At 61.9% G+C, this 25,232-nt stretch carries 23 protein-coding genes; 9 read left to right on the top strand and 14 right to left on the bottom strand.

Features of this window, described 5'->3' with window-relative positions:
* Positions 1–81: 81 nt before the first annotated feature.
* The 6 genes from DYL59_RS09815 (at position 82) to DYL59_RS09790 (ending at position 6,320) form a co-directional block, all read left to right on the top strand.
* Complete coding sequence (locus DYL59_RS09815) at positions 82–603, top strand: RNA polymerase sigma factor (protein ID WP_135289010.1); 522 nt, start codon at positions 82–84, stop codon at positions 601–603.
* Positions 600–1,562, top strand: coding sequence for a FecR domain-containing protein (locus tag DYL59_RS09810; RefSeq protein WP_135289009.1), 963 nt, complete (start codon positions 600–602; stop codon positions 1,560–1,562). Before DYL59_RS09815 ends, DYL59_RS09810 begins: the two co-directional genes overlap by 4 nt.
* A 230-nt stretch (positions 1,563–1,792) precedes the next feature.
* Positions 1,793–4,201, top strand: coding sequence for a TonB-dependent siderophore receptor (locus DYL59_RS09805; RefSeq protein WP_135289008.1), 2,409 nt, complete (start codon positions 1,793–1,795; stop codon positions 4,199–4,201).
* Between the two features lie 63 nt (positions 4,202–4,264).
* Complete coding sequence (locus tag DYL59_RS09800; protein WP_135289007.1) at positions 4,265–5,359, top strand: PepSY-associated TM helix domain-containing protein; 1,095 nt, start codon at positions 4,265–4,267, stop codon at positions 5,357–5,359.
* Positions 5,356–5,538 carry a hypothetical protein gene (locus DYL59_RS09795; RefSeq protein ID WP_135289006.1) on the top strand — a complete coding sequence of 61 codons (183 nt, stop codon included), beginning with the start codon at positions 5,356–5,358 and terminating at the stop codon, positions 5,536–5,538. Before DYL59_RS09800 ends, DYL59_RS09795 begins: the two co-directional genes overlap by 4 nt.
* 152 nt (positions 5,539–5,690) lie before the next feature.
* Complete coding sequence (locus tag DYL59_RS09790; RefSeq protein WP_135289005.1) at positions 5,691–6,320, top strand: glutathione S-transferase N-terminal domain-containing protein; 630 nt, start codon at positions 5,691–5,693, stop codon at positions 6,318–6,320.
* A 174-nt stretch (positions 6,321–6,494) separates the two neighbouring features.
* On the opposite strand, the gene creD is transcribed toward DYL59_RS09790, so the two are convergent.
* The 4 genes from creD to rloA2 are packed head-to-tail and all read right to left on the bottom strand — an operon-like array spanning position 6,495 to position 10,537.
* Positions 6,495–7,868 (bottom strand): cell envelope integrity protein CreD, encoded by a 1,374-nt coding sequence (creD, locus tag DYL59_RS09785; protein WP_135289004.1) that lies wholly within the window; start codon positions 7,866–7,868, stop codon positions 6,495–6,497.
* Between the two features lie 51 nt (positions 7,869–7,919).
* Positions 7,920–9,359 carry a two-component system sensor histidine kinase CreC gene (gene creC, locus DYL59_RS09780; RefSeq protein WP_135289003.1) on the bottom strand — a complete coding sequence of 480 codons (1,440 nt, stop codon included), beginning with the start codon at positions 9,357–9,359 and terminating at the stop codon, positions 7,920–7,922.
* Positions 9,359–10,027, bottom strand: coding sequence for a two-component system response regulator CreB (creB, locus tag DYL59_RS09775; protein WP_135289002.1), 669 nt, complete (start codon positions 10,025–10,027; stop codon positions 9,359–9,361). The genes creC and creB overlap by 1 nt, the downstream gene beginning before the upstream one ends.
* A 9-nt stretch (positions 10,028–10,036) precedes the next feature.
* Entirely contained in the window at positions 10,037–10,537 is a 501-nt protein-coding gene (gene rloA2 / locus DYL59_RS09770; RefSeq protein WP_135289001.1) for a retropepsin-like aspartic peptidase RloA2, read from the bottom strand.
* Positions 10,538–10,709: 172 nt separating this feature from the next.
* Here rloA2 and DYL59_RS09765 point away from each other — a divergent pair, with 172 nt between their 5' ends.
* A complete protein-coding gene (locus DYL59_RS09765) occupies positions 10,710–11,597 on the top strand; it encodes an acyltransferase (protein WP_135289000.1) in 888 nt (295 codons plus the stop codon).
* Here DYL59_RS09765 and DYL59_RS09760 read toward each other — a convergent pair.
* Positions 11,594–12,163 (bottom strand): DUF2780 domain-containing protein, encoded by a 570-nt coding sequence (locus tag DYL59_RS09760; RefSeq protein ID WP_135288999.1) that lies wholly within the window; start codon positions 12,161–12,163, stop codon positions 11,594–11,596. The genes DYL59_RS09765 and DYL59_RS09760 overlap by 4 nt on opposite strands.
* 135 nt (positions 12,164–12,298) lie before the next feature.
* On the opposite strand from DYL59_RS09760, the gene DYL59_RS09755 reads away from it, so the two are divergent.
* Entirely contained in the window at positions 12,299–12,757 is a 459-nt protein-coding gene (locus tag DYL59_RS09755; protein WP_135288998.1) for an anti-sigma factor domain-containing protein, read from the top strand.
* Positions 12,758–12,883: 126 nt separating this feature from the next.
* Here DYL59_RS09755 and fdhA read toward each other — a convergent pair whose 3' ends face one another.
* The 8 genes from fdhA to DYL59_RS09715 all read right to left on the bottom strand — a co-directional run bounded on the left by fdhA (position 12,884) and on the right by DYL59_RS09715 (position 22,757).
* Positions 12,884–14,083: a formaldehyde dehydrogenase, glutathione-independent gene (gene fdhA / locus DYL59_RS09750; RefSeq protein WP_135288997.1), complete on the bottom strand. Its 1,200-nt coding sequence runs from the start codon at positions 14,081–14,083 to the stop codon at positions 12,884–12,886.
* A 185-nt stretch (positions 14,084–14,268) separates the two neighbouring features.
* A complete protein-coding gene (purU, locus tag DYL59_RS09745; RefSeq protein WP_135288996.1) occupies positions 14,269–15,126 on the bottom strand; it encodes a formyltetrahydrofolate deformylase in 858 nt (285 codons plus the stop codon).
* 35 nt (positions 15,127–15,161) lie between these two features.
* Positions 15,162–15,791, bottom strand: a complete 630-nt coding sequence (locus DYL59_RS09740; protein WP_135288995.1) for a sarcosine oxidase subunit gamma — start codon at positions 15,789–15,791, stop codon at positions 15,162–15,164.
* Between the two features lie 147 nt (positions 15,792–15,938).
* The gene (locus tag DYL59_RS09735) at positions 15,939–18,956 is read right to left on the bottom strand and encodes a sarcosine oxidase subunit alpha (protein WP_135288994.1); all 3,018 of its coding nucleotides are present in this window, start codon (positions 18,954–18,956) and stop codon (positions 15,939–15,941) included.
* Entirely contained in the window at positions 18,953–19,255 is a 303-nt protein-coding gene (locus DYL59_RS09730; protein WP_101273319.1) for a sarcosine oxidase subunit delta, read from the bottom strand. Before DYL59_RS09730 ends, DYL59_RS09735 begins: the two co-directional genes overlap by 4 nt.
* A gap of 15 nt (positions 19,256–19,270) precedes the next feature.
* Positions 19,271–20,521 (bottom strand): sarcosine oxidase subunit beta, encoded by a 1,251-nt coding sequence (locus DYL59_RS09725; protein WP_010207084.1) that lies wholly within the window; start codon positions 20,519–20,521, stop codon positions 19,271–19,273.
* Between the two features lie 22 nt (positions 20,522–20,543).
* On the bottom strand, positions 20,544–21,797 hold the full coding sequence (glyA, locus tag DYL59_RS09720) for a serine hydroxymethyltransferase (protein ID WP_135288993.1): 1,254 nt from the start codon (positions 21,795–21,797) through the stop codon (positions 20,544–20,546).
* 237 nt (positions 21,798–22,034) lie between these two features.
* Entirely contained in the window at positions 22,035–22,757 is a 723-nt protein-coding gene (locus DYL59_RS09715) for a TraX family protein (protein ID WP_135288992.1), read from the bottom strand.
* 90 nt (positions 22,758–22,847) lie between these two features.
* On the opposite strand from DYL59_RS09715, the gene DYL59_RS09710 reads away from it, so the two are divergent.
* The gene (locus DYL59_RS09710; protein WP_017738442.1) at positions 22,848–23,888 is read left to right on the top strand and encodes a threonine aldolase family protein; all 1,041 of its coding nucleotides are present in this window, start codon (positions 22,848–22,850) and stop codon (positions 23,886–23,888) included.
* 85 nt (positions 23,889–23,973) lie between these two features.
* Here the strand turns inward: DYL59_RS09710 and gbcB are convergent, their stop codons facing one another.
* A complete protein-coding gene (gene gbcB / locus DYL59_RS09705) occupies positions 23,974–25,074 on the bottom strand; it encodes a glycine-betaine demethylase subunit GbcB (protein WP_135288991.1) in 1,101 nt (366 codons plus the stop codon).
* Between the last annotated feature and the right edge of the window lie 158 nt (positions 25,075–25,232).

Below are 25,232 nucleotides of genomic sequence, written 5' to 3'. Positions count from 1 at the left end.
CCAATTGCGCGCACCCAACGGCTCTGACACAATCGCGAATAATTCTCGTTAGTTTAAACCCCTTGTTTATTCGGTGATGCCTTGTCGTCGGTCCAGAACCCACACAGTGAGCTTGTTGGCGCGTTGTACCGCGACCATCGTGGCTGGCTGCTGGGTTGGCTGCGACGCAATGTGGCCTGCCCGAGCCGCGCCGAAGACCTGAGCCAGGACACCTTCATGCGCCTGCTGGGCCGTGACGAGTTGCGCGAACCCCGTGAGCCTCGGGCGTTCCTGGTGGCCATCGCCAAGGGCCTGTTGTTCGACTATTTCCGGCGCGCAGCCCTGGAGCAGGCCTACCTCACCGAGTTGATGCTGATCCCGGAAAGCGAACACCCCTCACCCGAAGAGCAGCAACTGATCCTCGAAGACCTCAAGGCCATCGACCGCCTGCTCGGCAAACTGTCGAGCAAGGCCCGCGCCGCCTTTCTGTATAACCGCCTCGACGGCCTGGGCCATGCCGAAATCGCCCAGCGCCTCGGCGTGTCGGTGCCCCGCGTGCGCCAGTACCTGGCCCAGGGCATTCGCCAGTGCTACATCGCGCTGTATGGCGAGCCGCAACCGTGATCAGTTCCCGCCCCGTTTCGTCCCGCGTGCTGGACGCCGCCATTGCCTGGCAACTGTCCCTGGACTCAGGCGACGGCAGCGCGGTGGAACAGGAGGAGTTCGACAAATGGCTGGCCAGCGATGAGGAACACGCCCGGGCCTGGCGCCAACTGGGCATGCTCGACCGGCGTTTCAGCGTGGCCTCCGGCCCGGCGCGGGTGGCGCTGTTGCAATCGCGCGAAGGCATTCGCCAACGTGTGCGCAAGCTGGGCAGCGGCCTGGCGAGTATTGCGCTGGTGGTGGGCCTGGCGTTGTTCGCCGGCGAGCGCTATGTACCGATCCACTATTGGCTGGCCGACCAGCGCACCGCCACCGGCGAGCAGCGCACGCTCAAGCTGGCCGATGGCACACTGGTCAACCTCAACACCCACAGCGCCATCGACGTGCGGTTTGATGAGAAACGCCGGCTGATCGTGTTGCAGGAAGGCGAGATTCTGGTCGAGACCGGCCACAACGATGCGCGGCCGTTCTACGTGCAAACCCGCGACGGCAGCCTGCGGGCGCTGGGCACACGGTTTATCGTCAAGCGCGAAGACAACGCCACGCGCTTGAGCGTGCTGCAATCGGCGGTGGGCGCTCAACCTGAGGCGCTGCAGCAGGAGCAGATCTTCAAGGAGGGGCAACAAGTGCTGATGCGCAGCGATGGCCTCGGCCCTGCGCTGGCCGTCACCCCGGCCACCGACGCCTGGACCCGCGGCATGCTGGTGGTCGACAACGCCCGCCTGGGGGATGTGGTCGAGGAACTGGCGCGCTACCGCACCGGGCACCTGGGTGTAGACAAGAACGTGGCCGATTTGCGCATTACCGGCAGCTTCCCGCTGCATGACACTACCCTGGCGTTGAATGCGCTGCTGCCGACCTTGCCGGTGCGCATTGAGCAGCACACGCCGTGGTGGGTGACGGTGAGTGCCAAGCCTTAGGTTGTGTGGTGTCTGGAATATCGCTTTCGCGAGCAAGCCCGCTCCCACATTTGACCGCGTTTTTCCAGACAGAACGCGGTCGAATGTGGGAGCGGGCTTGCTCGCGAAGAGGCCCTAAAGAACACCCCAAAAGCCCCAGGCAAACAAATATTTCCCCCCAGCCCTATCACTTTTCCATTCTCGTTCGGCTCATAGGCAATTGCGAAATATTTCCATTCAGGAGCATCCCTATGTCCCGCACGCTAGACACCCTGTTGCGCCCCAGCCTGTTAGCCATGGCCATTGCCCTCAGTGCCCCGCTGGCCAGCACCGCGCTGATCGCCGCCGAGCAGGCGTCCAGCGTGCGTGCCTACAACCTGCCGGCCGCGCCACTGGCCAGCACCTTGAACCAGATCGCCAGCCAGGCCGGCCTTGCGTTGACCCTCAACCCTGCACTGGCAGCGGGCAAGACCTCGGCGCCGGTCAAAGGCCAGTTCGACCCGCAAGGTGCGCTGCGTGAGGCGCTGCGTGGCACAGGGCTGCAATTGGAACAGAGCAGCGCCGGCACCTACACGCTGGTGGCGATTCCAGAGGGCGTAGTGGCGCTGCCAGAAACCAACATCACCGGCCAGGGCAGCTACGAAAGCGCATGGGGCCCGGTTGACGGTTATGTAGCCACGCGCACCGCCGCTGGCACCAAGACCGATACGCCCATCATCGAAGCGCCTCGCTCAATGTCGGTGGTCACCCGTGCGCAAATGGAAGACCGCGGCGTGCAGAACCTCGACGACGCCGTGCGCTACATGCCCGGCGTCATCGCCAGCAGCTACGGCAGCGACGCCCGCGCTGACTGGTTGCGGGTGCGCGGCTTCGAACCGACCCAGTTCCTCGACGGCCTGCCGCTGCCTAAAGGCTCCTACGCCAACCCCAAACAGGAAACCTGGAACCTGGACCGCGTGACACTGCTGCGTGGCCCTGCGTCCTCGGTCTACGGCCAGACCCCGCCGGGCGGCATGCTCGATATGGTCAGCCGTCGCCCGCAAGCCGAAAGCAGCAACGCCGTGCGTGCCGAAGTCGGCAGCAACAACCGTAAGCAGATCAGCTTCGACAGCACCGGCAAGATCGATGACGAGGGCCAGTTTCTCTACCGTGTCGATGGCGTGCTCCGCGACAGCGGCACCCCTATCGATCACATCGAAGACAAGCGCTACAACATCGCGCCAAGCCTGACCTGGAACATCAACGACGACACCCACCTGACCCTGCTCTCGCAATTCACCCGCGACGACACAGGCATCAGCGGCCAGTTCCTGCCGTTGCAAGGCACTAAGCTTGGCTCGCCAGCCGGCAAGATTTCCCATCACAAGAACCTCGGCGAGCCGGACCAGGACTACTACGACCGCACCTACTACGCCCTGGGTTATGCCTTTGACCATCGCATCAACGATGTCTGGCAGTTCAAGCAAAACCTGCGCTACACCAAGAGCGAACTGGCCTTCAACACCACCTATTCCAGCTACGGCGACACAGCCGTGGGCGCGGACGGCATGCTGGCGCGCATCTACGACAAAGTCGACGAAGACATCGCGCAACTGGCGGTGGACAACAACTTCCAGGCCGACTTCCAGACCGGCGCCCTGAGCCACACCCTGCTGCTGGGCCTGGACCACCAGCGCACCACCACCGACTACCACTGGATCGAAGGCAACGCGGCGAGCATCAACCCCAACAGCCCGGTCTACAACCAGCCGCGCCCGGCTGGCACGCCGATGACGTTCTACGATTACAACCAGAAAACCGTGCAGACCGGCCTGTATATCCAAGACCAGATCGCCCTGGATAAATGGCGCCTGACCCTGGGCGGGCGTGAGGACTGGATTCACACCGGCACCACGTTCTTCGACAAGAATGACGCCACCAACACCGAGCGCGACAAGGCGTTCAGCGGCAACGCCGGCCTGAGTTATGTATTCGACTCGGGGATCACCCCGTACATTTCCTACACCGAGTCGTTCCAGCCCACCGCCGGCGCCAGCGTCAGTGCGACCAAGTCGTTCAAACCCACCGAAGGCAAGCAGACCGAAGTCGGTGTGAAATACCAACCTGTTGGCAGCAAAACCCTGCTGACGGCAGCGGTGTTTGATTTGCGCCAACAGAATGTTTCGATCACCACAAACAACATCCCCAGCCAAATTGGCGAAATCAGCGTACGCGGCCTGGAGCTGGAGGCCACGTCGGAAGTCACCGATAACCTGAAACTGGTGGGTTCCTACACCTACACCGACACCGAAATCCTCAAGGGTGACGACAAGGGCAACCGCATGAAGTTGGTGCCACGCAACCAGGCGTCGCTGTGGTCTGACTACACCTGGCATTCGGGTGTGCTGGACGGCTTCGGCGTGGGTGCCGGCGTGCGATATGTGGGCGACACCTACGGCAACACGGCCAATACGGCCAACGGTCACGTGGGTTCGTACACCGTGTATGACGCCGCCGTGCACTACGACCTGAGCCGCCTGAACCCTGTGCTCGCCGGTGTTTCGGTAGACGTCACCGCCAAGAACATCTTCAACAAGGACTACCTGTCGACCTGCGACGGTGCCTGGTGCTACTACGGCGATGAGCGCAATGTCGTAGCCGCAGTGAACTACAAGTGGTAAACCGCTGAAACGGTCACCCAAGGGTCACGGCAGCGCCGTGGCCCTTTTGCATTTGGATGCACCATGAAAAGCAAAACCATCCGCCGCTGGTCCTTTATCCACACCTGGACCAGCCTGGTCTGCACGGTGTTCCTGCTACTGCTCGCCCTTACCGGCCTGCCGTTGGTGTTCCACCATGAGATCGACCACCTGCTGGGCAACGAACCGCAACTGGCGCAGATGCCCGCAGGCACCCCACAGCTCAACCTGGAGCAACTGGTCGCCAAGGCCCAGGCCCATCGCCCCGGCGAAGCCATGCAGTACCTGGCCTGGGACGAGGACGACAAGAACGGCGTGATCGCGATCATGGCCGCCACCGCCGGGACCGAGCCCAACTCATCCCACACCTTCATGCTCGATGCCCGCACCGGCGACGCGGTGGAGATGCCATCGGCCAATGGCGGGTTTACCCTGTTCCTGCTGCGCCTGCATGTGGATATGTTCGCCGGCCTGCCGGGCAAGTTGCTGCTGGCATTCATGGGCGTTCTGTTTGTGGTGGCGATTGTCTCGGGCACGGTGTTGTACCTGCCCTTTATGCGCCGCTTGAAGTTCGCCACCGTGCGCCAGGACAAATCCACGCGCCTGCGCTGGCTCGACCTGCACAACCTGATCGGCGTGGTGACCCTGACCTGGGCGCTGGTGGTGGGTGTCACAGGCGTAATCAGCGCCTGCGCCGACCTGATCATTGCCGCCTGGCGCCAGGACAGCCTCAGCGCCATGATCGAACCGTACAAAAACGCACCGCCGCTGACCCAACGGGCGCCGGCCACCGAATTGCTGAGCATCGCCGCCCAGGCCGCACCCGGCATGGAGCCGGACTTTATCGCCTTCCCCGGCACACGCTTTTCCAGCGAGCACCACTACGCGGTGTTCATGAAGGGCAGCACTCACCTCACCTCGCACCTGCTCACCCCGGTGCTGATCGACGCCAGCACCCTGGCCGTCACCGCCATCGCCGAACGCCCGTGGTACATGGACGCCATGGGCATGTCCCAGCCGCTGCACTTTGGCGACTATGGCGGCATGCCGATGAAGATCTTGTGGGCCGTGTTGGATGTGCTGACCATCATCGTGCTGGGCAGCGGTGTGTATTTGTGGATCGCCAGGCGCAAAACATGAAGCCACGTCAGTCGAGCTTCTGGAAAGTGTTCGGTATTCCACTGGGGATTGGCCTGCTCAGTGCTGCCGGGTTGTTTGCGGCGTTGCTGGGGGATGGGGGGTGGGATTCGCTCAGTTGGGTGGGGTTGGGGGTTCCGGCTGCCATTGCGACTTGGGGGTTGTTTAAGCGGCGTAGCTGATGGCGCTTTCGCGAGCAAGCCCGCTCCCACATTCGACCGCGATCCGCCTGACACAATGGGGTCAAATGTGGGAGCGGGCTTGCTCGCGAAGAGGCCTTCAAAAACACCTTCGATACCTCTAGGCTAGCCACTGCCCAAACTGAGGAATGCCCATGTCCGCCCCCAGCATGACCTTGTTCCACAACCCCGCTTCGCCCTTTGTACGCAAAGTCCGCGTACTGCTGCTGGAAACCGGCCAGCAAGGCCGCGTGAGCCTGCAAGCCTGCATGCCGACACCGGTCAACCCGGACGCCGATGTGGTGCAAGGCAACCCCGTGGGCAAGATCCCCGCCCTGCGCCTGGCCGACGGTTCAATGCTGCACGACAGCCGGGTGATCCTCGACTACTTCGACCACCAGCACGTCGGCAACCCGCTTATCCCCCGTGACGGCTCGGCCCGCTGGCGCCGCCTGACCCTGGCCTCCCTCGCCGATGGGATCATGGAGGCTGCGTTGCTGGTGCGCTATGAGACCGCCCTGCGCCCGGTAGAGAAACACTGGGACCTGTGGCTGGACGAACAGCGCAACAAGATTCGTCGCGGCCTCGCCGAGCTGGAAGCGGACGCAATTGCAGAGCTGACCAGCCACTTCGATATCGCCGCGATCAGCGCGGCGTGTGCCTTGGGTTATCTGGACTTCCGTCATCCGGATATGCAGTGGCGGTTGGATAACCCCAAGCTTGCCGCTTGGTACGCCGAGGTCAGCCAGCGTCCTTCAATGCAGCAGACCCAGCCACCAGTCTAGAACCCACCGCTGTCCAATGTGGGAGCGGGCTTGCTCGCGAATGCGGTCTATCAGTAAGAAATTCATTGACTGACCCACCGCTTTCGCGAGCAAGCCCGTTCCCACATTGTGCGGCGGCGTTGTTGAGAAAGCTGACCAGCCTCTCCTTCACCCGCTGATCCTCACGCAACCCAATCATTGCACCGCCTCCAGGTCAAACTGCAGCGGTTCCACCGCTTTGCGCTTGCCCACGCCATACCAGTCCAGTTTGCGCGTCAGCACCATCACCGTACCCAGCAGGCCGAACAGCAGCAGCGAGCCCATCAGCAGTGCGTAATCCTCAGCACTCAACAGCCCGTACAACAGGCCATACAACGCCGCCAGCCCCGCCGAAAAGCCCAAACCGTGGCTGACGCTACGCAGCACATGGCACACGTAAAAACCGATCAACAACACACAGGCACTGGCAGAGACGAGGTAGGCCAGGGCGAAACCTATGTGCTCGGACAACGACAACAGCAGCAGGTAGAAAAACGCCAGGGCAAACCCCACCAGGGCGTACTGCATGGGGTGCACCGCCAGGTTCTTGAGCACTTCGAACAGAAAGAAGCCGGCAAAGGTCAACGCGATGAACAGCAGCGCGTATTTGATCGCCCGGTCGCTCTTGAGGTACTGGTCCACCGGGTCGATGAAGTTCACGCCGAAGCTGCGGTTGTTGAAACCCTTGCAGCCTTGCCCGTCCAGGCAATCTTGCAGGGCTTGTTCGAGGTTGGTGGAAAAGAACGTGGTCTGCCAATTGGCGGTAAAGCCGCTGTCGGTGACTTCACGTTGGGCCGGCAGGAAATTGCCGATAAAACTCGGGTGTGGCCAGTTGGACACCAGGGACACCTGGCTGATCTTGCCCACAGGTACCACTTGCAACTGCTCAGTGCCTTGCAGGCGCAGGTCGAAGGCGAAGTCCAGCACGTAGGGTTTTTTACTGTCCTGTTGCGGCAGCGGCACATGCACGCCCTCACCCAGCCAGTCCACCTGGGAGCCCGGCTCGAAATCCAGCTGCTGGCCGCCCAACTCCAGTTTCAGTGCGTTTTCGATGCCACGGATATCGCTGATGCCCACCGCCAGGAACGCCGGTTCAAAGCGGTAATCGGTGAAGTCTTCACTGATGCCCAATTGCGCAGGCAGCTCAAAACGCCCACTGATGCGGTTGTCGGCATGGTACAGCCGCGCCTGGTAGATACCTCGCGCACGCAGCTCGGTCTGCACCTTGCCGTCCAGTTCAAAACGGTCCGGCAGGAAGTACAAGCGACCACGCTCCTCGCGGGTTTCTTCATAGCGTTTGTTGAGCTTTTCATTGAGTTTCCACTCGCGCACGGTCTTGCGGTACGGCACCACCATCACCGGGCCGGTAAGGCGCTGGCTGAAACTGGAACTGCGGGCAATGTCTTCCAGCACGGTGTCGCGCGTATGCTGGCGGTCGCCAATGATGCCGTTGATCATCAGCAATGGAATCAGCAATACCAGCATCAGCAGCGCAATCGCGCCCAGTTTTAAAAACAGACTGCGGTTCATGGGACTCTCCCTGTTTTGATGCAGAGAGTCTGGGCAGCCTGTGTGGGGGTTTTATGTGGGCAATGTGGAGATTGTGTGCAGATGCAGCACCACTTGCACTCCGCCTTGCACATTGCCGATCTGCAATGCGCCGCCGTGCAGCTTCATCACTTCCTCGACAAAGTTGAGGCCCAGGCCCGTGCTTTTGCGCCCGCTGGCCGGGCGTGGCAGCGAGTAGAAGCGCTCGCTCAGGCGTGGCAGGGCGTAGTCGGGAATCGGCGCGGCCTGGTTGAACAGGCTGATGTGCACCTCGTTGTTGCGGGTTTGCGCACTGAATCGCAACGTGCCGCCTTGGGGAGTGAAATCCAGCGCGTTCTCCAACAGGTTGCCCAGGGCCTGGCGCAGCAGAAAGGGTTCGCCATACACCTTCACACTCGCCGCAATCGTCTGTTCGACCTGCAAGCCTGCCCCTTCGATCCGCGCACATTGGGCGTTGAGCACTGCCTCCACCATGGCCGCCAGCGGGATGCTCGCCTGTTCGTCCAGGCCTTGGCGCTGCTCCACTTGTGCCAGGTTCAGCAAGCGTTCGATCAGTTGCTGCAAGCGCGCGCTTTCGCTGTCGATGTTGCCGACGAAACGCTGCTGCTGCTCGCGGCTCATATCGCCCTGCAGCAGTTCGGCCGCGCCGCGAATGGCCGCCAGTGGGCTTTTCAATTCGTGGGTCAGGGTGTGCACGTAATGCTCGACGTAGGCCTTGCCCTCCAACTGCGTACGCATGTGTTCCACGGCGCTGGACAGTTGCTTGAGTTCGCCGCCCCGGTAATGCGGCAACTCGGCACGCCGGCCTTCGCTGACGGCTTGCGCATAGGCCGTGAGGCGACGCAAGGCCATGCTCAACCACCACGACAACAACGCGCCCAGCAGCAAGCCCAGGATCACCAGCCCGGCGCCGTACCACAGCAGGCGCCGCTCGGTGCGGTCCACATAGGGCTGCAACGAGCTGTTGGGTTTGGCCACGGTGACCACGCCGATGATCTGGCCGTTGTCGCGGATCGGCGCGCCAACGTGCATCACCGAGGAGGTAGCGTCCTGCGTATCGCTGCGGGTGGAACGGGCACCGTATTCGCCGCGCAGGGTCAGGTACACGTCGTTCCACTTGGAATAGTCCTGGCCCACCGCTTCGCCCGTGGAGTCCAGCAGCACGGTGCCCTTGGCATCGGTGACATAGATGCGGTGGTTGACCTGGTTCTTGGGCAAGCCCCAGATGGTCGCCCCCGGCTGGCGATTGCCGTAGGCCTTGAGCAGTTCGGGCCAGTGACTTTGGCCGAGGGTGCCGTGCTTCACGTCCTCGCGCAGGATTTCGGCCAGCAGGTTGGCGGTGTCCACCAGGGTTTCTTCGGTGGACTGACGCACCCCGGGGCGGATTTCCTTCATCACGGTGCTGAGCACAAAGTAGCCGGTGAGGCCGATAAACAGCGCATACACCAGGAAGATCCGCAGCCCCAGGCGCATCAGCTGTGGCTCGGGCTGTAGCTGTAGCCCAGGCCGCGATGGGTCTGGATCGGCTCGGCATCCGCCGCCACGCTGCGTAGTTTGCTGCGCAGGCTTTTGATATGGCTGTCGATGTTGCGCTCGTAGCCGGCATCGGCCGCCACACCTACCGCGTCCAGCAATTGCTCGCGGCTGAACACCCGCTCGGGTTGCTCCAGCAGGCTTTGCAGCAGGCGAAATTCGTGGCGCGTGAGGCTCAGGGGCTGGCCACGATAGTTGATCTGCATGCGCTCCAGGTCCACCTGGAACACCGGCGGCGCCACGCCAGGGCCAACGCGCTTGAGGATCGCCCGCACCCGCGCTGCCACTTCACGCGGGCTGAACGGCTTGACCACATAGTCGTCGGCACCAATCTCCAGCCCCACCACCCGGTCGATCTCGCCATCGCGCGCACTGAGGAACATCACCGGCACTTCGCTGAACCGGCGCAGTTGCTTGCAGGTTTCAAAACCGGTGATGTCCGGCAGGCCGATGTCGAGGATGATCAGGTCCGCCGGGCTCTGGCGTTGATAGGCCAGCGCCTCCTGGCCAAGGCTCAGCCAGGTGGTGGTGAAGCCCTCGCCTTGCAGGGCGAATATCAGTGTGTCGGCGATGGCCGCTTCGTCTTCGACAATCAGGATGTGGGGCATGGGGTTCTGTCAGCAGTCCGGTTTGTCGGCAGTGTAACGACGGGCCGGGTTCACCGCAGCGCCAAATTCACGCAGGGCCTTGGCGCCGATCAGCAGCGGGTAGTTGAAACTGCTGCGGTCGGTAAGGTTGACCTCGACGGTGCGCTTGACGTTACCCAGGCACATCTCCAGGTCGATCACCGGGCGCTTGGCCACGCTGGCTTCGTCCTTGTCTTCGTCTTCGTCGGCGCGACTCTTGATCTTGCTGATACGCGCCACCTTGTGCTCGTAGACCTTGTTGGACGCATCCTTGCCGCCAGGACGGAAGCGCACCCAGTCATCACCGTCACGGGTGAAGGTCTCGATGTCACGGGCCGACAGGGAGGCGGTCAGCGCACCGGTGTCCATCTTGGCCTTGAAGGTTTCGCCGATCTCCGGCAACTGGATGTATTCATAGCGACCGTAGAGGGTCGGTTCGGCGGCCATGACAGGCAAGGCGACCAGAGCGAGCGAGGCAAATAGCAGTTTCACGAAGTGAGTTCCTCGGAAAGAAGTAGGCGGATTCTAGACCGCAACGGCAGCACTTAGTTAGCCGCCCGAGCATACCGGCCACATTGTGAAACATTCGTCCGACACATTGCGATTTGGCCTCTAGACTCAGCTTGCCTATCATGGCCTGCCCACAAGAATCCAAGAGTTGCTTATGCGCCGCCTGCTCACCGGCTGTTTTGTCTCACTGCTGCTACTGCTCAACACCCTGGTCCTGATCGGACCGTTGATGGTATTTGCCCTGCTCAAGCTGGTGGCCCCCGGCCGCTCGCGCGATTACATGTCCTGGGCGGTGATGTGGATCGCCGAGACTTGGGCCGAGATCGACAAGCTCATCTTTGCGCTGTGCATCCCGACCCAGTGGGACATTCGCGGTGGCAATGACCTGCGGGGTGATACCTCTTACCTCGTCATCAGCAACCACCAATCCTGGGTGGATATCCCGGCGCTGATCCAGGCCCTGAACCGGCGTACGCCGTTCTTCAAATTCTTCCTGAAAAAAGAACTGATCTGGGTGCCCTTCCTGGGCCTGGCCTGGTGGGCGCTGGACTACCCGTTCATGAAGCGCTACAGCAAGGCGTTCCTGGCCAAACACCCGGAGCTGGCGGGACAGGACTTGAAGATCACCCAGCAGGCCTGCGAGCTGTTCAAGCGCCAGCCGGTGACGGTGGTCAACTACCTGGAAGGCACGCGCTTTAGCGCGGCCAAACGGGCGCAGCAGGCTTCACCTTTTGCCCATCTGCTCAAGCCCAAGGCAGGCGGCGTGGCATTTGTGTTGGCGGCCATGGGGGAACAACTGGATGCCATCCTGGATGTCACCGTGGTTTATCCACAGCAAACGATTCCGGGGTTCTGGGACTTGGTCAGCGGCGCGGTGCCAAAGGTGATCATTGATATCCGCACCCGCGAGTTGGACCCGGCGTTGTGGCAGGGCGACTACGAGAATGATCCGGCGTTTCGCAAGAACCTCCAGAACTGGGTGAACCAGCTCTGGCGGGAGAAGGATGCGCGCATCGAACAACTGCGCGCAGAGCGCACCTAGCTGCCGGTGCCCCAGGCCTGGGCCAGTTTGCCCAGCACCGAGTCACTGGCGCCCTGGCCGCCCAGGTATTGCAGGATCACCGGTGCAAACTGGCCGATCATGCCGCTGTCCATGCCCAGGGCACTGAAGGCGGTGTTCAGGTCGCTGGTGTTCTTCACGTTACCCAGCAGGCCATCCAGGCCGCTGGTTTTGCTACCACCGGTCTGGCCGAGCATCCCGCTCAAGGCCCCGAGGCTGCCCAGGGCATTGTTGCCCGACAGTTGGTCCAGGCCCGGCACGCTGTTGCCCAGTTGGGAATAGTCATTGCCGCTCAGTTTGTTTTTGGCCAGGCCCAGCATGGCACCGGTGCCGCCCACGGCTTGTTCCGGGGTGATGTTCAATTGCGAAGTCAAGGCACTGAGCAAACCCGCCGTCTCGGACGAAGGTGCAGCGGCGGCGGCTTTGTTGCCACCCTGCATGCCGGAAATGGCATTGGCCGCATCGCCAAGGCTGAAGCCTGCGGCGAACACCGGGCCGGCCGCCAGGGTCATCAGGCAGGAAAGGGCGAAACCGCGAGAAATCTTCATTGGAACAACCTCTGGATATAGGTGCGAAAGCAGGCGTTGGACTGGGTATCCGGCGCATTGTTCCTGCCCCTTCAAGGAACCCAGTGGCAGGGACATAGTCCATGAAAGGCTTTCAACTTCTGCCAGGAACTGCCCATGAGTGCCACCCGCCACACCGCGCCCAAGCCAAGGCCCCCGTTCTGGAGCCGCCCACGCGTGTTTATCGGCGTCTGCCTCGCAATTGTCGCGGGTCTGGGTGGCGCGCTCTACACCCAGGACAACGTCAAATCCGCCGCGACCCTGGTCACCACCGAGCAACAGCCCGCCGCGCAGTTGATGGCGCACAAGGATTATCTGGAAGTCGAGCCTATTGCGACCGCCGCGCCAGAGCCTGAACGCAGCCTGGAACTGTGGGCCATGCCCGAAGGTAAAGCGCCGGTTTCACTGGGGCTGCTGCCGGAGGATGGCAAAGGCATCATCGATTTGAATTCACGCCAACAGGCCAGCATCCGCAAGCCGGTGGAGGTGATGGTGAGTTCGGAGGTCAAAGGCGGGTCGTTGAGCAAGCAGCCTACAGGGCCGACGGTGTATCAAGGCGCACTTGTCTATCGCTGACAACACAACATCAATGTGGGAGCGGGCTTGCTCGCGAAAGCGGTGGGTCAACACTGTATCGGTCGACTGACACTCAGCATTCGCGAGCAAGTCCGCTCCCACATTTGGATCTATGTGGCCTTAAAATTACGCAGCGCTGAAGAGTTTGTGCGGGTCGATCACAAACTTCTTCGGCACGCCCGCATCGAACTCGCCATACCCACGCGGCGCGTCATCCAGGCTGATCACCTGTACGCCGACGATTTCAGCAATGTTGATACGGTCCCACATGATCGCCTGCATCAGCGCGCGGTTGTACTTCATCACCGGCGTTTGCCCGGTGTGGAAGCTGTGGGATTTAGCCCAGCCCAGACCAAAGCGAATGCTCAGGCTGCCCATTTTCGCGGCAGCGTCCACGGCACCTGGATCTTCGGTGACGTAGAGGCCCGGAATGCCGATCTTGCCCGCCACACGCACCACGCCCATCAGCGAGTTGAGTACCGTGGCCGGGGCTTCGGCCTTGACGCCTTCATGGCCGTGGCCACGGGCTTCGAAGCCGACCGCGTCGACGGCACAGTCCACTTCCGGCTCGCCCAGCAGCGCGGCGATCTGTTCGTGCAGCGGGGTGTCGGTGGACAGGTCGGCCACTTCAAAACCCTGGGCCTTGGCATGGGCCAGGCGGATCGGGTTGACGTCACCGATGATCACCACCGCAGCACCCAGCAGGCGTGCGGAAGCCGCAGCGGCCAGGCCCACCGGACCGGCACCGGCGATGTACACGGTACTGCCTGGGCCCACGCCTGCCGTCACGGCGCCGTGGTAGCCGGTGGGCAGAATGTCGGAGAGGCAAGTCAGGTCGCGGATTTTCTCCATGGCCTTGTCGCGGTCTGGCAGTTTGAGCAGGTTGAAGTCGGCGTACGGCACCAGCACGTATTCGGCTTGGCCGCCGGTCCAGTCGCCCATGTCCACGTAACCGTAGGCGCCACCGGCACGGGCCGGGTTGACGGTCAGACAGACGCCGGTGTGTTGTTCTTTGCACGAGCGGCAACGCCCGCAGGCAACGTTGAACGGTACGGAAACCAGGTCGCCGATCTTCAGGTTTTCGACGTCGCTGCCCTTCTCGATCACTTCACCGGTGATCTCATGACCGAGCACCAGGCCGGTCTGGGCAGTGGTACGGCCGCGCACCATGTGTTGGTCGGAGCCGCAAATATTGGTGGAGACCACGCGCAGGATGACGCCGTGCTCGATCTTCCTGCCACGGGGGTCCTGCATTTTGGGATAGTCGATTTTCTGTACTTCGACCTGGCCGTTGCCGAGATACACGACACCACGATTACCAGACATGCTTTCACCTCGCTGTTGTTTTTATGGAACCGCGTTGCCCAGGCAGGCAGCGCGTAAAGTGCTCGGGTTACAGATGCTGTTTTTGCGTTGTTAGTTATGGCCTCATCGGGAGCAAGCCCCCTCCCACATTTGATCGGGTTCACACGTTAAAAATGTGGGAGCGGGCTTGCTCGCGAAGGCGTCAGTCAAAGCACCACGGTCCTATTGGCGTTGAGAAACACCCGCCGCTCAATGTGATATCCCACCGCTCGGGCCAACGTCAGTCCTTCAATATCCCGCCCCTTGGCAATCAAGTCCTCGGGATAGTGGCTGTGGTCCACCACCTCCACGCCCTGGGCGATGATCGGGCCTTCGTCCAGGTCGTTGTTGATGTAATGCGCCGTAGCGCCCACCAATTTCACGCCCTTGTTGTACGCCTGATGATACGGCTTGGCGCCCTTGAACCCCGGCAACAACGAGTGGTGAATGTTGATGGCCTTTCCATCAAGTTTGCGACACAGCTCCGGTGACAACACTTGCATGTAGCGCGCAAGGATCACCAGCTCGGCGCCGGTGTCTTCCACCACCTGCCACACCTGGCGCTCCTGCGCCGGTTTGTCGTTGGGGTCGAGGGGGAAATGGTAGTAGGGAATCTGGTGCCAGTCGGCCAACGGCTTCAAGTCCGGGTGGTTGGACACCACCGCGACCACGTCCATCGACAGTTGGCCGATGCGCTGGCGGTACAGCAGGTCGTTGAGGCAGTGATCGGCCTTGGAGACCATGATCACCACTTTTGGCCGGTAGTTCGGTGCCGTCAGTTCGAAGATCATGCCAAAGGCTTGGCCGCGAGTGGCCAGGCCATCGCGGAAACCTTGCTCGTCAAAGCCTTCGGGCTGTCGGAATTCCACGCGAATGAAAAACCGCCCGGACAGCCGGTCATCGAACGAATGGTGCTCGGTAACGTAGCAACCCTGCTCGAACAGGTAGCGGGTGACCGCGTCCACCGTGCCGAGCACGCTGGGGCAGTCGGCGGTCAAAATCCATGTATCGGGTGCGCGGCTCATTGCGAAAAACTCCTCAAACAACGCTCCTACAAGGGTCATTGGACGCTCAGGCCGAATTCGGCAGAGGCATCCTGCAACCACAACCACCAGTAGTCCGAGAAGCTACGACGGATCAGCAGTTCCCAGGTGTCTTCGGCCGTGTGGCGGATCACCAGTTGCGACTTGGCGAACACCGTGCCCACCGCCTTGCCCACCGGGAAGTTGTCGGGGTGTACGTCGTAGCTGGTGGACTTCATCAGCACGTCGCGCACGTTCGGGCCGCTCAGTTCAAGAATCTGCTGGCCGCCGCTGACGTTGACCACCTGGATATGCAACTCACCCAGGGCGGCACGCAGGTTTTGCTCGGCGGCGAATTCTTCACCGCTTGGCACGATGAGCAACCACTCATCCGGGCCGAGCCATTGCAGGCTGGTTTCGCCCTTGATGATCACTTGCAGGGCGCCTGGCAGTTCGATGCCCAACGCCTTGTGCACACCGGCGGCGAAGGCCGCGTCATGGCCATCGCCACGAAGGGTCAGGTGGCCCAGGAGTTTCTTTTCACGCACGGTCACGCCGGCGTTCTTGCGGCCCTTGCCGACCAGGCTGGCGAGGTCGGCATGGTGCAGCGACGACTCGGCCTTGGCGCCGGTGGTTGGGCGTTGTTGGTACACATTGGCTGCTGTCATAAAGCACCTGTTCTGAATTCGGTGGTGTCTGTTCTGGCCTCATCGGGGGCAAGCCCCCTCCCACATTGACTGCATTTACACATATTGATTTGTGAATACATTCAAGTGTGGGAGGGGGCTTGCTCCCGATGGCCGCGCCGCGGTCTATCAGATGTTCTGACGATCGCCCTTAGGGTCAAAGAACACCGAAGACACAATCTCCGCCTCGATCACGCTGCCATCGGCTTGCGGTGAGAACACCCGCTCGCCAATGCGCTTCAAGCCGCCCTTCACCACGCCCATGGCAAACGAATAACCCAGGGAGTTATGCGCATAGCTGGAGGTCACGTGACCGACCATCTTCATCGGGATCGACTGCTTCGGATCGAACACCAGTTGCGCGCCTTCCGGCAGCCACACTTTTGGGTCCACCGGCTTCAAGCCCACCAGTTGCTTGCGCTCTTCACGCACGCAGTCTTCACGGTTCATGCCGCGCCAGCCGATCCACGAGAACGGTTTGGTGCGGCCAACGCACCAGCCCATGTTCAGGTCGTCCGGGGTCATCGAGCCGTCGGTGTCTTGGCCGACGATGATGAAGCCCTTCTCGGCCCGCAGTACGTGCATGGTTTCGGTGCCGTATGGGGTCAGGTTGTACTTTTTGCCGGCCTCGACGATTTTTTCCAGCACGCCCATGGCGTAGTCGGCTTGCACGTTGACCTCAAACGACAGCTCACCGGTAAACGAGATCCGGAACACCCGCGCCGGTACGCCGCCCACCAAGCCTTCTTTCCAGGTCATGAACGGGAAGCCGTCCTTGTCCAGGTCGATGTCGGTGACTTCCGCCAGCAGCTTGCGGCTGTTGGGGCCAGACAGGGTCATGGTGGCCCAGTGGTCGGTGACCGAGGTGAAGTACACCTTGAGGTCTGGCCACTCGGTCTGCTGGTAGATTTCCAGCCACTGCAGCACGCGTGCCGCGCCGCCGGTGGTGGTGGTCATCAGGAAGTGGTTGTCGGCGAGGCAGGCAGTGACGCCGTCGTCGAAGACCATGCCGTCTTCCTTGCACATCAGGCCGTAGCGCGCCTTGCCCACGTCGAGCTTGGTCCAGGCGTTGGTGTAGATGCGGTTGAGGAACTCGCGGGCATCCGGGCCCTGGATGTCGATTTTGCCCAGGGTGGAGGCGTCCAGCAGGCCAACGCTGTCGCGCACGGCCAGGCATTCGCGTTTGACCGCAGCGTGCAGGTCTTCACCGTTGCGTGGGAAATACCATGGGCGTTTCCACTGGCCGACGTCTTCAAACTCGGCGCCGTTCTTGACGTGCCAGGCTTGCAAGGCGGTGTAGCGCACCGGCTCGAAGATGTGCCCACAGTGACGGCCCGCCACCGCGCCGAAGGTTACCGGCGTGTAGTTGGGGCGGAACATGGTGGTGCCCATCTGCGGGATGGTCACGTTCAGGGAGCGGGCAGCAATGGCCAGGCCGTTGACGTTACCCAGCTTGCCCTGGTCGGTGCCAAAACCCAGCGCGGTGTAGCGTTTGACGTGCTCGACCGACTCGAAACCTTCGCGGGTCGCCAGTTCGATGGCGGCGGCGGTCACGTCGTTTTGCAGGTCGACAAATTGCTTCGGCGCCCGTGCGGTGGGTTTGTCGTGGGGCACTTGGTAGATCGCCAGGGTCGGCTCTTCCAGGCGGCTCAAGGCTTTAGGCAAGGTGCCTTCCACTGGCGCAAACCCGGCTTCGCTGGCCGCGCGTACGCCGCCTTCAAAACCGTCTGCCAGGGAATCGCCGAGGCCGTAGACGCCGTTGATGCCACCCACGCACACGCGTTTTTGCGGGGCTTCACCCGGTACGAAACCGAGGATGTCTTCACGCCAGGTTGGCTTGCCACCCAGGTGCGAGGCCAAGTGAACCACCGGGCTGTAACCGCCGGAGCTGGCCACCAGGTCGCAGTCCAGCCATTCGCCGGGGCTGGTGACTTTATGTGCTTTGACATCAATCGCGGCGATCCGCGCAGCGGTCACGCGCTTGGTGCCACGGGCTTCGACCACGGCGCTGCCGGTGAGGATACGAATGCCTTTGGCGCGGGCTTCTTCCACCAGCGCGCCGCGTGGGTTGTGGCGCACATCGGCCACGGCCACCACTTGCAGGCCTGCATCCAGCCAGTCCAGCGCAACGCGGTAGGCGTGGTCGTTGTTGGTGGACAGCACCAGCTTCTTGCCCGGTGCCACGCCGTAGCGGCGCACGTAGGTAGAGACCGCACCGGCCAGCATGTTGCCCGGCACATCGTTGTTGCCATACACCAGCGGACGCTCGCAGGCGCCGGTGGCCAACACCACACGCTTGGCACGCACACGGTGGATGCGCTGGCGCACCACACCAATCGGCGCACGGTCACCCAGGTGATCGGTGAGGCGTTCGTGAATGGTCAGGAAGTTATGGTCGTGGTAGCCGTTGACGGTGGCGCGGGGCAGCAGCACCACGTCTGGCAGGGCCTTGAGTTCAGCGATGACGCTGGCAACCCATTCAGCGGCGGGCTTGCCGTCGAGGCTTTCACGCGAATCCAGCAGCGAACCGCCGAACTCTTCCTGCTCGTCGGCGATGATCACGCGGGCACCGCTGCGTGCGGCGGCCAGGGCAGCGGCCAGGCCAGCAGGGCCTGCGCCCACCACCAACACGTCGCAGTGACGGTTGAAGTTGTCGTAGGTGTCCGGGTCGTTCTCGGTCGGCGAGCGGCCAAGGCCGGCAGCCTTACGGATGTACTTCTCGTACGTCATCCAGAACGATTGCGGGTACATGAAGGTTTTGTAGTAGAAACCCGGCGGCATCAGCTTGCCGCCGACCTTGCCCAGGATGCCCATCACGTCGGTGTTGACGTTCGGCCAGCCGTTGGTGCTGGTGGCGACCAGGCCTTGGTACAGCGCCTGTTGGGTGGCGCGCACGTTGGGGATCTGGGTGGCTTCGGTGGCACCGATCTGCAACACAGCGTTCGGCTCTTCGGCACCGGCGGCGAAGATGCCGCGAGGGCGCGAATACTTGAAGCTGCGGCCGATGATGTCCACGCCGTTGGCCAGCAGGGCGGCGGCCAGGGTGTCGCCTTCAAAGCCCTTGTAGGTCTGGCCGTTGAAGGTAAACGTCAGGACTTTATTACGGTCGATCCGGCCACCGTTGGACAGGCGATTGGTCTGGCTCATACCTTCTCTCCAGCAGCCTTGGCGGTGAATTGCGGCTTGGTGCCGATCTTGTAGGTTTCAAGAATTTCGTAGGTCAGGGTGTCGCGGGTGGCGTTGAAGTACTGGCGGCAACCGGCGGCATGAATCCACAGTTCGTGGTGCAGGCCACGGGGGTTGTCGCGGAAGAACATGTAGTCGCCCCACTGCTCGTCGGTGCAGGTGTTCGGGTCCAGCGGGCGCGGGATGTGCGCTTGGCCGGACGCGTGGAATTCCTCTTCGGAGCGCAGTTCGCCACAGTGAGGACAGAAGATATGCAACATAGGAAATTTCTCCTGTTAGTGGGCGACGGCCGCAGCGCCGTGTTCGTCGATGAGCGCACCGTTGTGGAAACGGTCGATGGAAAAAGGTGCCGCCAATGGGTGCATTTCACCCTTGGCCAGGCTTGCCGCAAACACGTTGCCTGAGCCCGGCGTGGCCTTGAAGCCACCGGTGCCCCAACCGCAGTTGAAGAACATGTTCGGCACTGGGGTCTTGGAGATGATCGGGCACGCATCCGGCGTGGTGTCGACGATGCCGCCCCACTGACGGTTCATGCGCACGCGCGACAGCACCGGGAACATCTCGACGATGGCCTGGATGGTGTGCTCGATCACCGGGTACGAACCGCGCTGGCCGTAGCCGTTGTAGCCGTCGATACCGGCACCGATCACCAGGTCGCCCTTGTCGGACTGGCTGATGTAACCATGTACGGCGTTGGACATGATCACGCTGTCGATAATCGGCTTGATCGGCTCCGACACCAGCGCTTGCAGCGGGTGGGATTCGATAGGCAGGCGAAAGCCCGCCAGCGATGCCATATGGCCCGAGTTACCGGCCGTCACCACACCGACGCGCTTAGCGCCGATAAAGCCCTTGTTGGTTTCCACACCGATGCACACGCCGTTTTCCTTGCGGAAGCCGATCACTTCGGTCTGCTGGATCAAATCCACGCCCAGTGCGTCAGCGGCACGGGCAAAGCCCCAGGCCACGGCATCGTGACGGGCCACGCCGCCGCGACGTTGCACGGTGGCGCCCAGGACCGGGTAGCGGGTGTTCTTGGAGCAATCAAGGTACGGGATCTCGTCGGCCACTTGCTTGGCGTTGAGCAGTTCGCCGTCCACGCCATTGAGGCGGTTGGCACTCACGCGGCGCTCGGAATCACGGATGTCTTGCAGGGTGTGGCACAGGTTGTACACGCCACGCTGGGAGAACATCACGTTGTAGTTCAGGTCTTGAGACAGGCCTTCCCACAGTTTCATCGCGTGTTCATACAGGTGGGCCGACTCGTCCCACAGGTAGTTGGAGCGCACGATGGTGGTGTTGCGCGCGGTGTTACCGCCGCCCAGCCAGCCTTTCTCGACCACGGCCACGTTGGTGATGCCGTGCTCTTTGGCCAGGTAGTAGGCGGTCGCCAGACCATGCCCGCCACCGCCGACGATGACCACGTCGTACACCTTTTTAGGGGTGGGCGTGCGCCACATCTTCTGCCAGTTTTCGTGGTGGCTGAGGGAGTGCTTGAAGAGGCCGAAGCCCGAGTAGCGTTGCATAGTCATTACTCCAAAACCGCGCTCAGCGATAAACCGGGAAATCAGCGCACAGGGCAGACACGTGCTTGGCCACGTTGGCCTCGACATCGGCGTCGCCGAGGTTGTCGAGGATGTCGCAGATCCAGCCAGCCAACTCGATGCATTGCGGCACCTTGAAACCACGGGTGGTCACCGCCGGGGTGCCGATGCGCAGGCCCGAGGTCACGAACGGCGACTGTGGGTCATTCGGTACGGCGTTTTTGTTGACGGTGATGTGGGCGCGACCCAGGGCGGCGTCCGCCTCTTTGCCGGTGAGGCCCTGGCGGATCAGGCTGACCAGGAACAAGTGGTTATCGGTGCCGCCGGACACCACATCGTAGCCGCGCTTGATAAACACCTCGGCCATGGCCTGGGCGTTGTCGATCACCTGCTGCTGATACGTCTTGAAGCCCGGCTCCAGCGCTTCCTTGAAGCACACGGCCTTGCCGGCGATGACGTGCATCAGTGGGCCGCCCTGGGCACCGGGGAATACCGCAGCGTTGAGTTTCTTTTCGATTTCTTCGTTGGACTTGGCCAGGATCAAGCCACCACGCGGACCGCGCAGGGTCTTGTGGGTGGTGGTGGTGACCACGTCGGCGTACGGCAGCGGGTTCGGGTACAGGCCAGCGGCAACCAGGCCAGCCACGTGGGCCATGTCGACGAACAGCAGCGCGCCCACTTTGTCGGCGATGGCACGGAAGCGTGGGAAATCCAGGGTCTTGGAGTAGGCCGAGAAACCGGCCACCACCATCTTCGGCTTGTGCTCCACCGCCAGGCGCTCGACTTCGTCGTAGTCGATCAGGCCGGTGTCGGTGTTGATGCCGTATTGCACCGCGTTGTACAGCTTGCCCGAAGACGACACTTTGGCGCCGTGGGTCAGGTGACCGCCGTGGGCCAGGCTCATGCCCAGGATGGTGTCGCCGGCTTGCAGCAGGGCCAGGTACACGGCGCTGTTGGCGGACGAACCGGAGTGCGGCTGCACGTTGGCGTAGTCGGCGCCGAACAGTTGCTTGGCGCGCTCGATGGCCAGGGCCTCGACTTTATCCACATGCTCGCAGCCACCGTAGTAGCGCTTGCCTGGGTAGCCTTCGGCGTACTTGTTGGTGAGGCCGCTGCCTTGGGCTTCCATCACACGCTTGCTGGTGTAGTTCTCTGACGCGATCAGCTCGATATGATCTTCCTGGCGCTGCTCCTCGGCATTCATGGCCGCCAGCAGTGCGTCGTCATATCCCTGAATCTGGTCTTGTTTGCTGAACATCGCGTCTCTCCCAGCCTTTCGTATTGTTGAGGCCCGTGTGGGGCCCTTTGATGCGATGGTAGGGCTGGCGCCTATAGATCAAATGCCTACGGGCGCCACGCAAAGGTGCGTTTACGACATAGCAGGAACAACACTGGATAAATGTGGGAGGGGGCTTGCCCCCGATAGCAGTGGGTCAGCTTGCACATGCAGTGGCTGGTACACCGCCATCGGGGGCAAGCCCCCTCCCACAAGGGTTTAGGCGATGGTCTGGCGAACGAGTAGCAGCAGCAGGAAATGCAAGGGATAAAGGGAATACGCCCAGCGCCGCATGGCCGGTGGCGAGGCATTTTTGGCATGTCGCAACAAGACAAGACCGGCCAATGGCGCGATCAGGCATGCAATCAACCCCGACAGCGCCACCAGCGACCCGCTATTGAGCAGCACCTGCCATTGGTTGGCCGCCACACAGACCACGCCCGGCACCACGGCGAAATACCAGGGCCTTGTGAACACCAGCAGCATCGCCAACGGCAACAACACACCAAAAAACCCGAACATCAAGTGCGAGGAAAAAACAGCGGCGACAGTGACAGCAACCAGCGCCAATCCGCGATCAAAAAGCGCCTTCTGCTGCCATCCTCGCGCAACCAGCAAGCCCAGCGCCAAGGTGGGCAACACGTTCAACGTATCGGCATCCTCGATAAACAGGCGATACGGCACTTCGCTGATCACACTGAACAGCAGCAGCCAGCCCAGGTAACGCCAACTGACCTGGGCGTTTTTCACCCGATTCAAATTCGCCGCAATCGCCAGGCAAAACCAAGGAAACGCCAGGCGCCCCGGCACATACAAACCGTCCAGGCTCAACCCGACATAGCGCAGGTGATCGAGCACCATGCACAGCAATGCCAGCCACTTGAGCAAGTCCAGCGCGCCATCTCGGACAGCGCCGACAGGCAAGGTGTGAGTACCGTGCATAATTCCCCAACGACTTTGCATTTACAGTACGTGCGCAGCGCCAACAATCTTGGTTACAGTGCGCACCAACATCGACCACAGGACAGGGCCATGACCGACAAGAGCCAACAATTTGCCAGTGACAACTATTCGGGCATCTGCCCGGAAGCCTGGGCCGCCATGGAACAAGCCAACCAAGGCCATCAACGTGCCTACGGCGATGATGAATGGACCCACCGCGCCGCCGACGGTTTCCGCAACCTGTTCGAAACCGACTGCGAAGTGTTCTTTGCCTTCAACGGCACCGCCGCCAACTCCCTGGCGCTGTCATCCTTGTGCCAGAGCTACCATAGCGTGATTTGCTCGGAGACTGCCCACGTCGAGACCGACGAATGCGGCGCGCCGGAGTTTTTCTCCAACGGCTCCAAGCTGCTCACCGCCCGCACCGAAAACGGCAAGCTCACCCCAGAGTCGATCCGCGAGATCGCCCTCAAGCGCCAGGACATCCACTACCCCAAGCCGCGCGTGGTCACCCTTACCCAGGCCACCGAAGTGGGCAGCGTGTACACCCCGGAAGAAATCCGCGCCATCAGCGCCACCTGCAAAGAGCTGGGCCTGAACCTGCACATGGACGGCGCGCGCTTCTCCAACGCCTGCGCGTTCCTGGGCTGCTCGCCCGCCGACCTGACCTGGAAAGCCGGGGTGGATGTGCTGTGCTTTGGCGGCACCAAAAACGGCATGGCCGTGGGTGAAGCGATCCTGTTCTTCAACCACAAGCTGGCCGAAGACTTCGACTACCGTTGCAAACAGGCGGGCCAGCTGGCGTCGAAAATGCGCTTTTTGTCGGCCCCCTGGGTGGGCCTGCTGGAAAACGACGCCTGGCTTAAGCACGCACGCCACGCCAACCACTGCGCACAACTGCTGAGCAGCCTGGTGGCGGATATTCCGGGGGTTGAGTTGATGTTCCCGGTGCAGGCCAACGGCGTGTTCCTGCAACTGTCGGAACCGGCGATTGCGGCACTGACGGCCAAGGGTTGGCGGTTCTACACCTTCATCGGTAAAGGCGGCGCGCGGTTCATGTGTGCGTGGGATACCGAGGAAGAGCGAGTGCGGGAACTGGCAGCAGACATCCGCGAAGTGATGGGCGCCTAAACCTCACTGACGTACACAAATCAAAATGTGGGAGCAGGCTTGCTCCCACATTGGACCGTGCCCACCTTGAGGGGGGGGTGTTTAATTAGAACTCGATGCGCACATCGCCCTTAGGCACACTGCAGCACGACAGGATGTACCCCTCGGCCTCGTCTTCCTCGGTGATCCCGCCGTTGTGCTCCATCTCCACCTCCCCGCCCAGCTTCATCACCTTGCATGTACCGCAGATCCCCATGCCGCAGGCCTTGGGGATCAGCAAGCCCAGCTTGGCCGCTGCTGCGTGCACGGTTTCGCCGGGGGCCACGCGGATGCTCTTGCCGGACGCAATGAACTCCACCTGATGCAGGTCCGCCAAATCCACTTCCGGCGCATCCGCCGCCTGTTCGGCTTGCTCCACCGCGTCGGCGCGGGCTTCCGGTGGCGTGGCGCCGAAGGACTCCTCGTGGTAACGCGTCATGTCGAACCCGGCCACTTCCAGCAGGCGCTTAACGGCGTTCATGTAGGGCGTAGGGCCGCAGCAGAACACTTCGCGCTCCAGGAAGTCGGGCACCATCAGTTCCAGCATCTTGTGGTTCAGGTAGCCGCGATACCCCGCCCACGGCTCGCCCAGGCCGTGCTTCTCGCAGATCAAGTGCAGGCTGAAGTTATCGATCCGCGACGCCATGTGTTCCAGTTCGCGGTGGTAAATGATGTCTTTGGGCGAGCGGGCGCTGTGGATAAACGTCATATCGACGTTGGCGTTGGTGTCGTAGAACCAGCGCGCCATGGACATCACCGGCGTTATCCCTACGCCGCCACTGAGGTAGAGCACCTTGGGGCTGGGGAAGTCGATGGCGTTGAACAACCCCACTGGCCCGTGCACCGCCAGCTCCTGGCCTTCATGCAGCGTGTCGTGCAGCCAGTTGGATACCTTGCCACCCGGCACGCGCTTGATGGTCACCGAGAAGCTATACGGCACCGACGGCGAGCTGGAAATCGTGTAGGAGCGCATGATCGGCTGCCCGTCGATTTCCAGCTCCAGGGTGACGAATTGCCCCGGCTTGAAAAAGAACAGAATCGGCTGGTCGGCCATGAAGCAAAAGGTGCGCACGTCCCAGGTTTCCTGGATGACTTTGACGCAACGGACAATGTGTCGACCATTGGCCCAGGTCTGGGTGGTTACCGGATTCAGGAAATTGTTAGACATGTTGTTCTCCACCGCCGACGTCGGCCTTATGGTGGCGATTCTGCGTAACGCCGGATTCGCCCATTTACCTATCTGCGACATTCACATACTTATCGCGACCAGCCCCCAACGACCTAGGGTTGCGCGTCGGGAACAGATTGGGCCATGTCGCCCATGGA

This window comes from Pseudomonas kairouanensis (assembly GCF_004682055.1).
In the GTDB taxonomy this organism is placed as follows: Bacteria; Pseudomonadota; Gammaproteobacteria; order Pseudomonadales; family Pseudomonadaceae; genus Aquipseudomonas; species Aquipseudomonas kairouanensis.
The sequence above is the reverse complement of the archived record's forward strand: the minus strand, read 5'-3'. Positions and strand labels throughout refer to the sequence as shown.

Excerpts from the sequence above, each read along its gene's own strand:
- creD (WP_135289004.1), bottom strand. The coding sequence starts at position 7,868 with ATGAACCGCAGTCTGTTTTTAAAACTGGGCGCGATTGCGCTGCTGATG.
- DYL59_RS09765 (WP_135289000.1), top strand. The coding sequence starts at position 10,710 with ATGCGCCGCCTGCTCACCGGCTGTTTTGTCTCACTGCTGCTACTGCTC.
- gbcB (WP_135288991.1), bottom strand. The coding sequence starts at position 25,074 with ATGTCTAACAATTTCCTGAATCCGGTAACCACCCAGACCTGGGCCAAT.
- DYL59_RS09755 (WP_135288998.1), top strand. The coding sequence starts at position 12,299 with ATGAGTGCCACCCGCCACACCGCGCCCAAGCCAAGGCCCCCGTTCTGG.
- DYL59_RS09715 (WP_135288992.1), bottom strand. The coding sequence starts at position 22,757 with ATGCACGGTACTCACACCTTGCCTGTCGGCGCTGTCCGAGATGGCGCG.
- DYL59_RS09735 (WP_135288994.1), bottom strand. The coding sequence starts at position 18,956 with ATGAGCCAGACCAATCGCCTGTCCAACGGTGGCCGGATCGACCGTAAT.
- fdhA (WP_135288997.1), bottom strand. The coding sequence starts at position 14,083 with ATGTCTGGTAATCGTGGTGTCGTGTATCTCGGCAACGGCCAGGTCGAA.
- glyA (WP_135288993.1), bottom strand. The coding sequence starts at position 21,797 with ATGTTCAGCAAACAAGACCAGATTCAGGGATATGACGACGCACTGCTG.
- DYL59_RS09805 (WP_135289008.1), top strand. The coding sequence starts at position 1,793 with ATGTCCCGCACGCTAGACACCCTGTTGCGCCCCAGCCTGTTAGCCATG.
- DYL59_RS09790 (WP_135289005.1), top strand. The coding sequence starts at position 5,691 with ATGTCCGCCCCCAGCATGACCTTGTTCCACAACCCCGCTTCGCCCTTT.
- DYL59_RS09760 (WP_135288999.1), bottom strand. The coding sequence starts at position 12,163 with ATGAAGATTTCTCGCGGTTTCGCCCTTTCCTGCCTGATGACCCTGGCG.
- DYL59_RS09800 (WP_135289007.1), top strand. The coding sequence starts at position 4,265 with ATGAAAAGCAAAACCATCCGCCGCTGGTCCTTTATCCACACCTGGACC.
- DYL59_RS09795 (WP_135289006.1), top strand. The coding sequence starts at position 5,356 with ATGAAGCCACGTCAGTCGAGCTTCTGGAAAGTGTTCGGTATTCCACTG.
- creB (WP_135289002.1), bottom strand. The coding sequence starts at position 10,027 with ATGCCCCACATCCTGATTGTCGAAGACGAAGCGGCCATCGCCGACACA.
- DYL59_RS09730 (WP_101273319.1), bottom strand. The coding sequence starts at position 19,255 with ATGTTGCATATCTTCTGTCCTCACTGTGGCGAACTGCGCTCCGAAGAG.
- DYL59_RS09725 (WP_010207084.1), bottom strand. The coding sequence starts at position 20,521 with ATGCAACGCTACTCGGGCTTCGGCCTCTTCAAGCACTCCCTCAGCCAC.
- DYL59_RS09740 (WP_135288995.1), bottom strand. The coding sequence starts at position 15,791 with ATGACAGCAGCCAATGTGTACCAACAACGCCCAACCACCGGCGCCAAG.
- DYL59_RS09710 (WP_017738442.1), top strand. The coding sequence starts at position 22,848 with ATGACCGACAAGAGCCAACAATTTGCCAGTGACAACTATTCGGGCATC.
- purU (WP_135288996.1), bottom strand. The coding sequence starts at position 15,126 with ATGAGCCGCGCACCCGATACATGGATTTTGACCGCCGACTGCCCCAGC.
- creC (WP_135289003.1), bottom strand. The coding sequence starts at position 9,359 with ATGCGCCTGGGGCTGCGGATCTTCCTGGTGTATGCGCTGTTTATCGGC.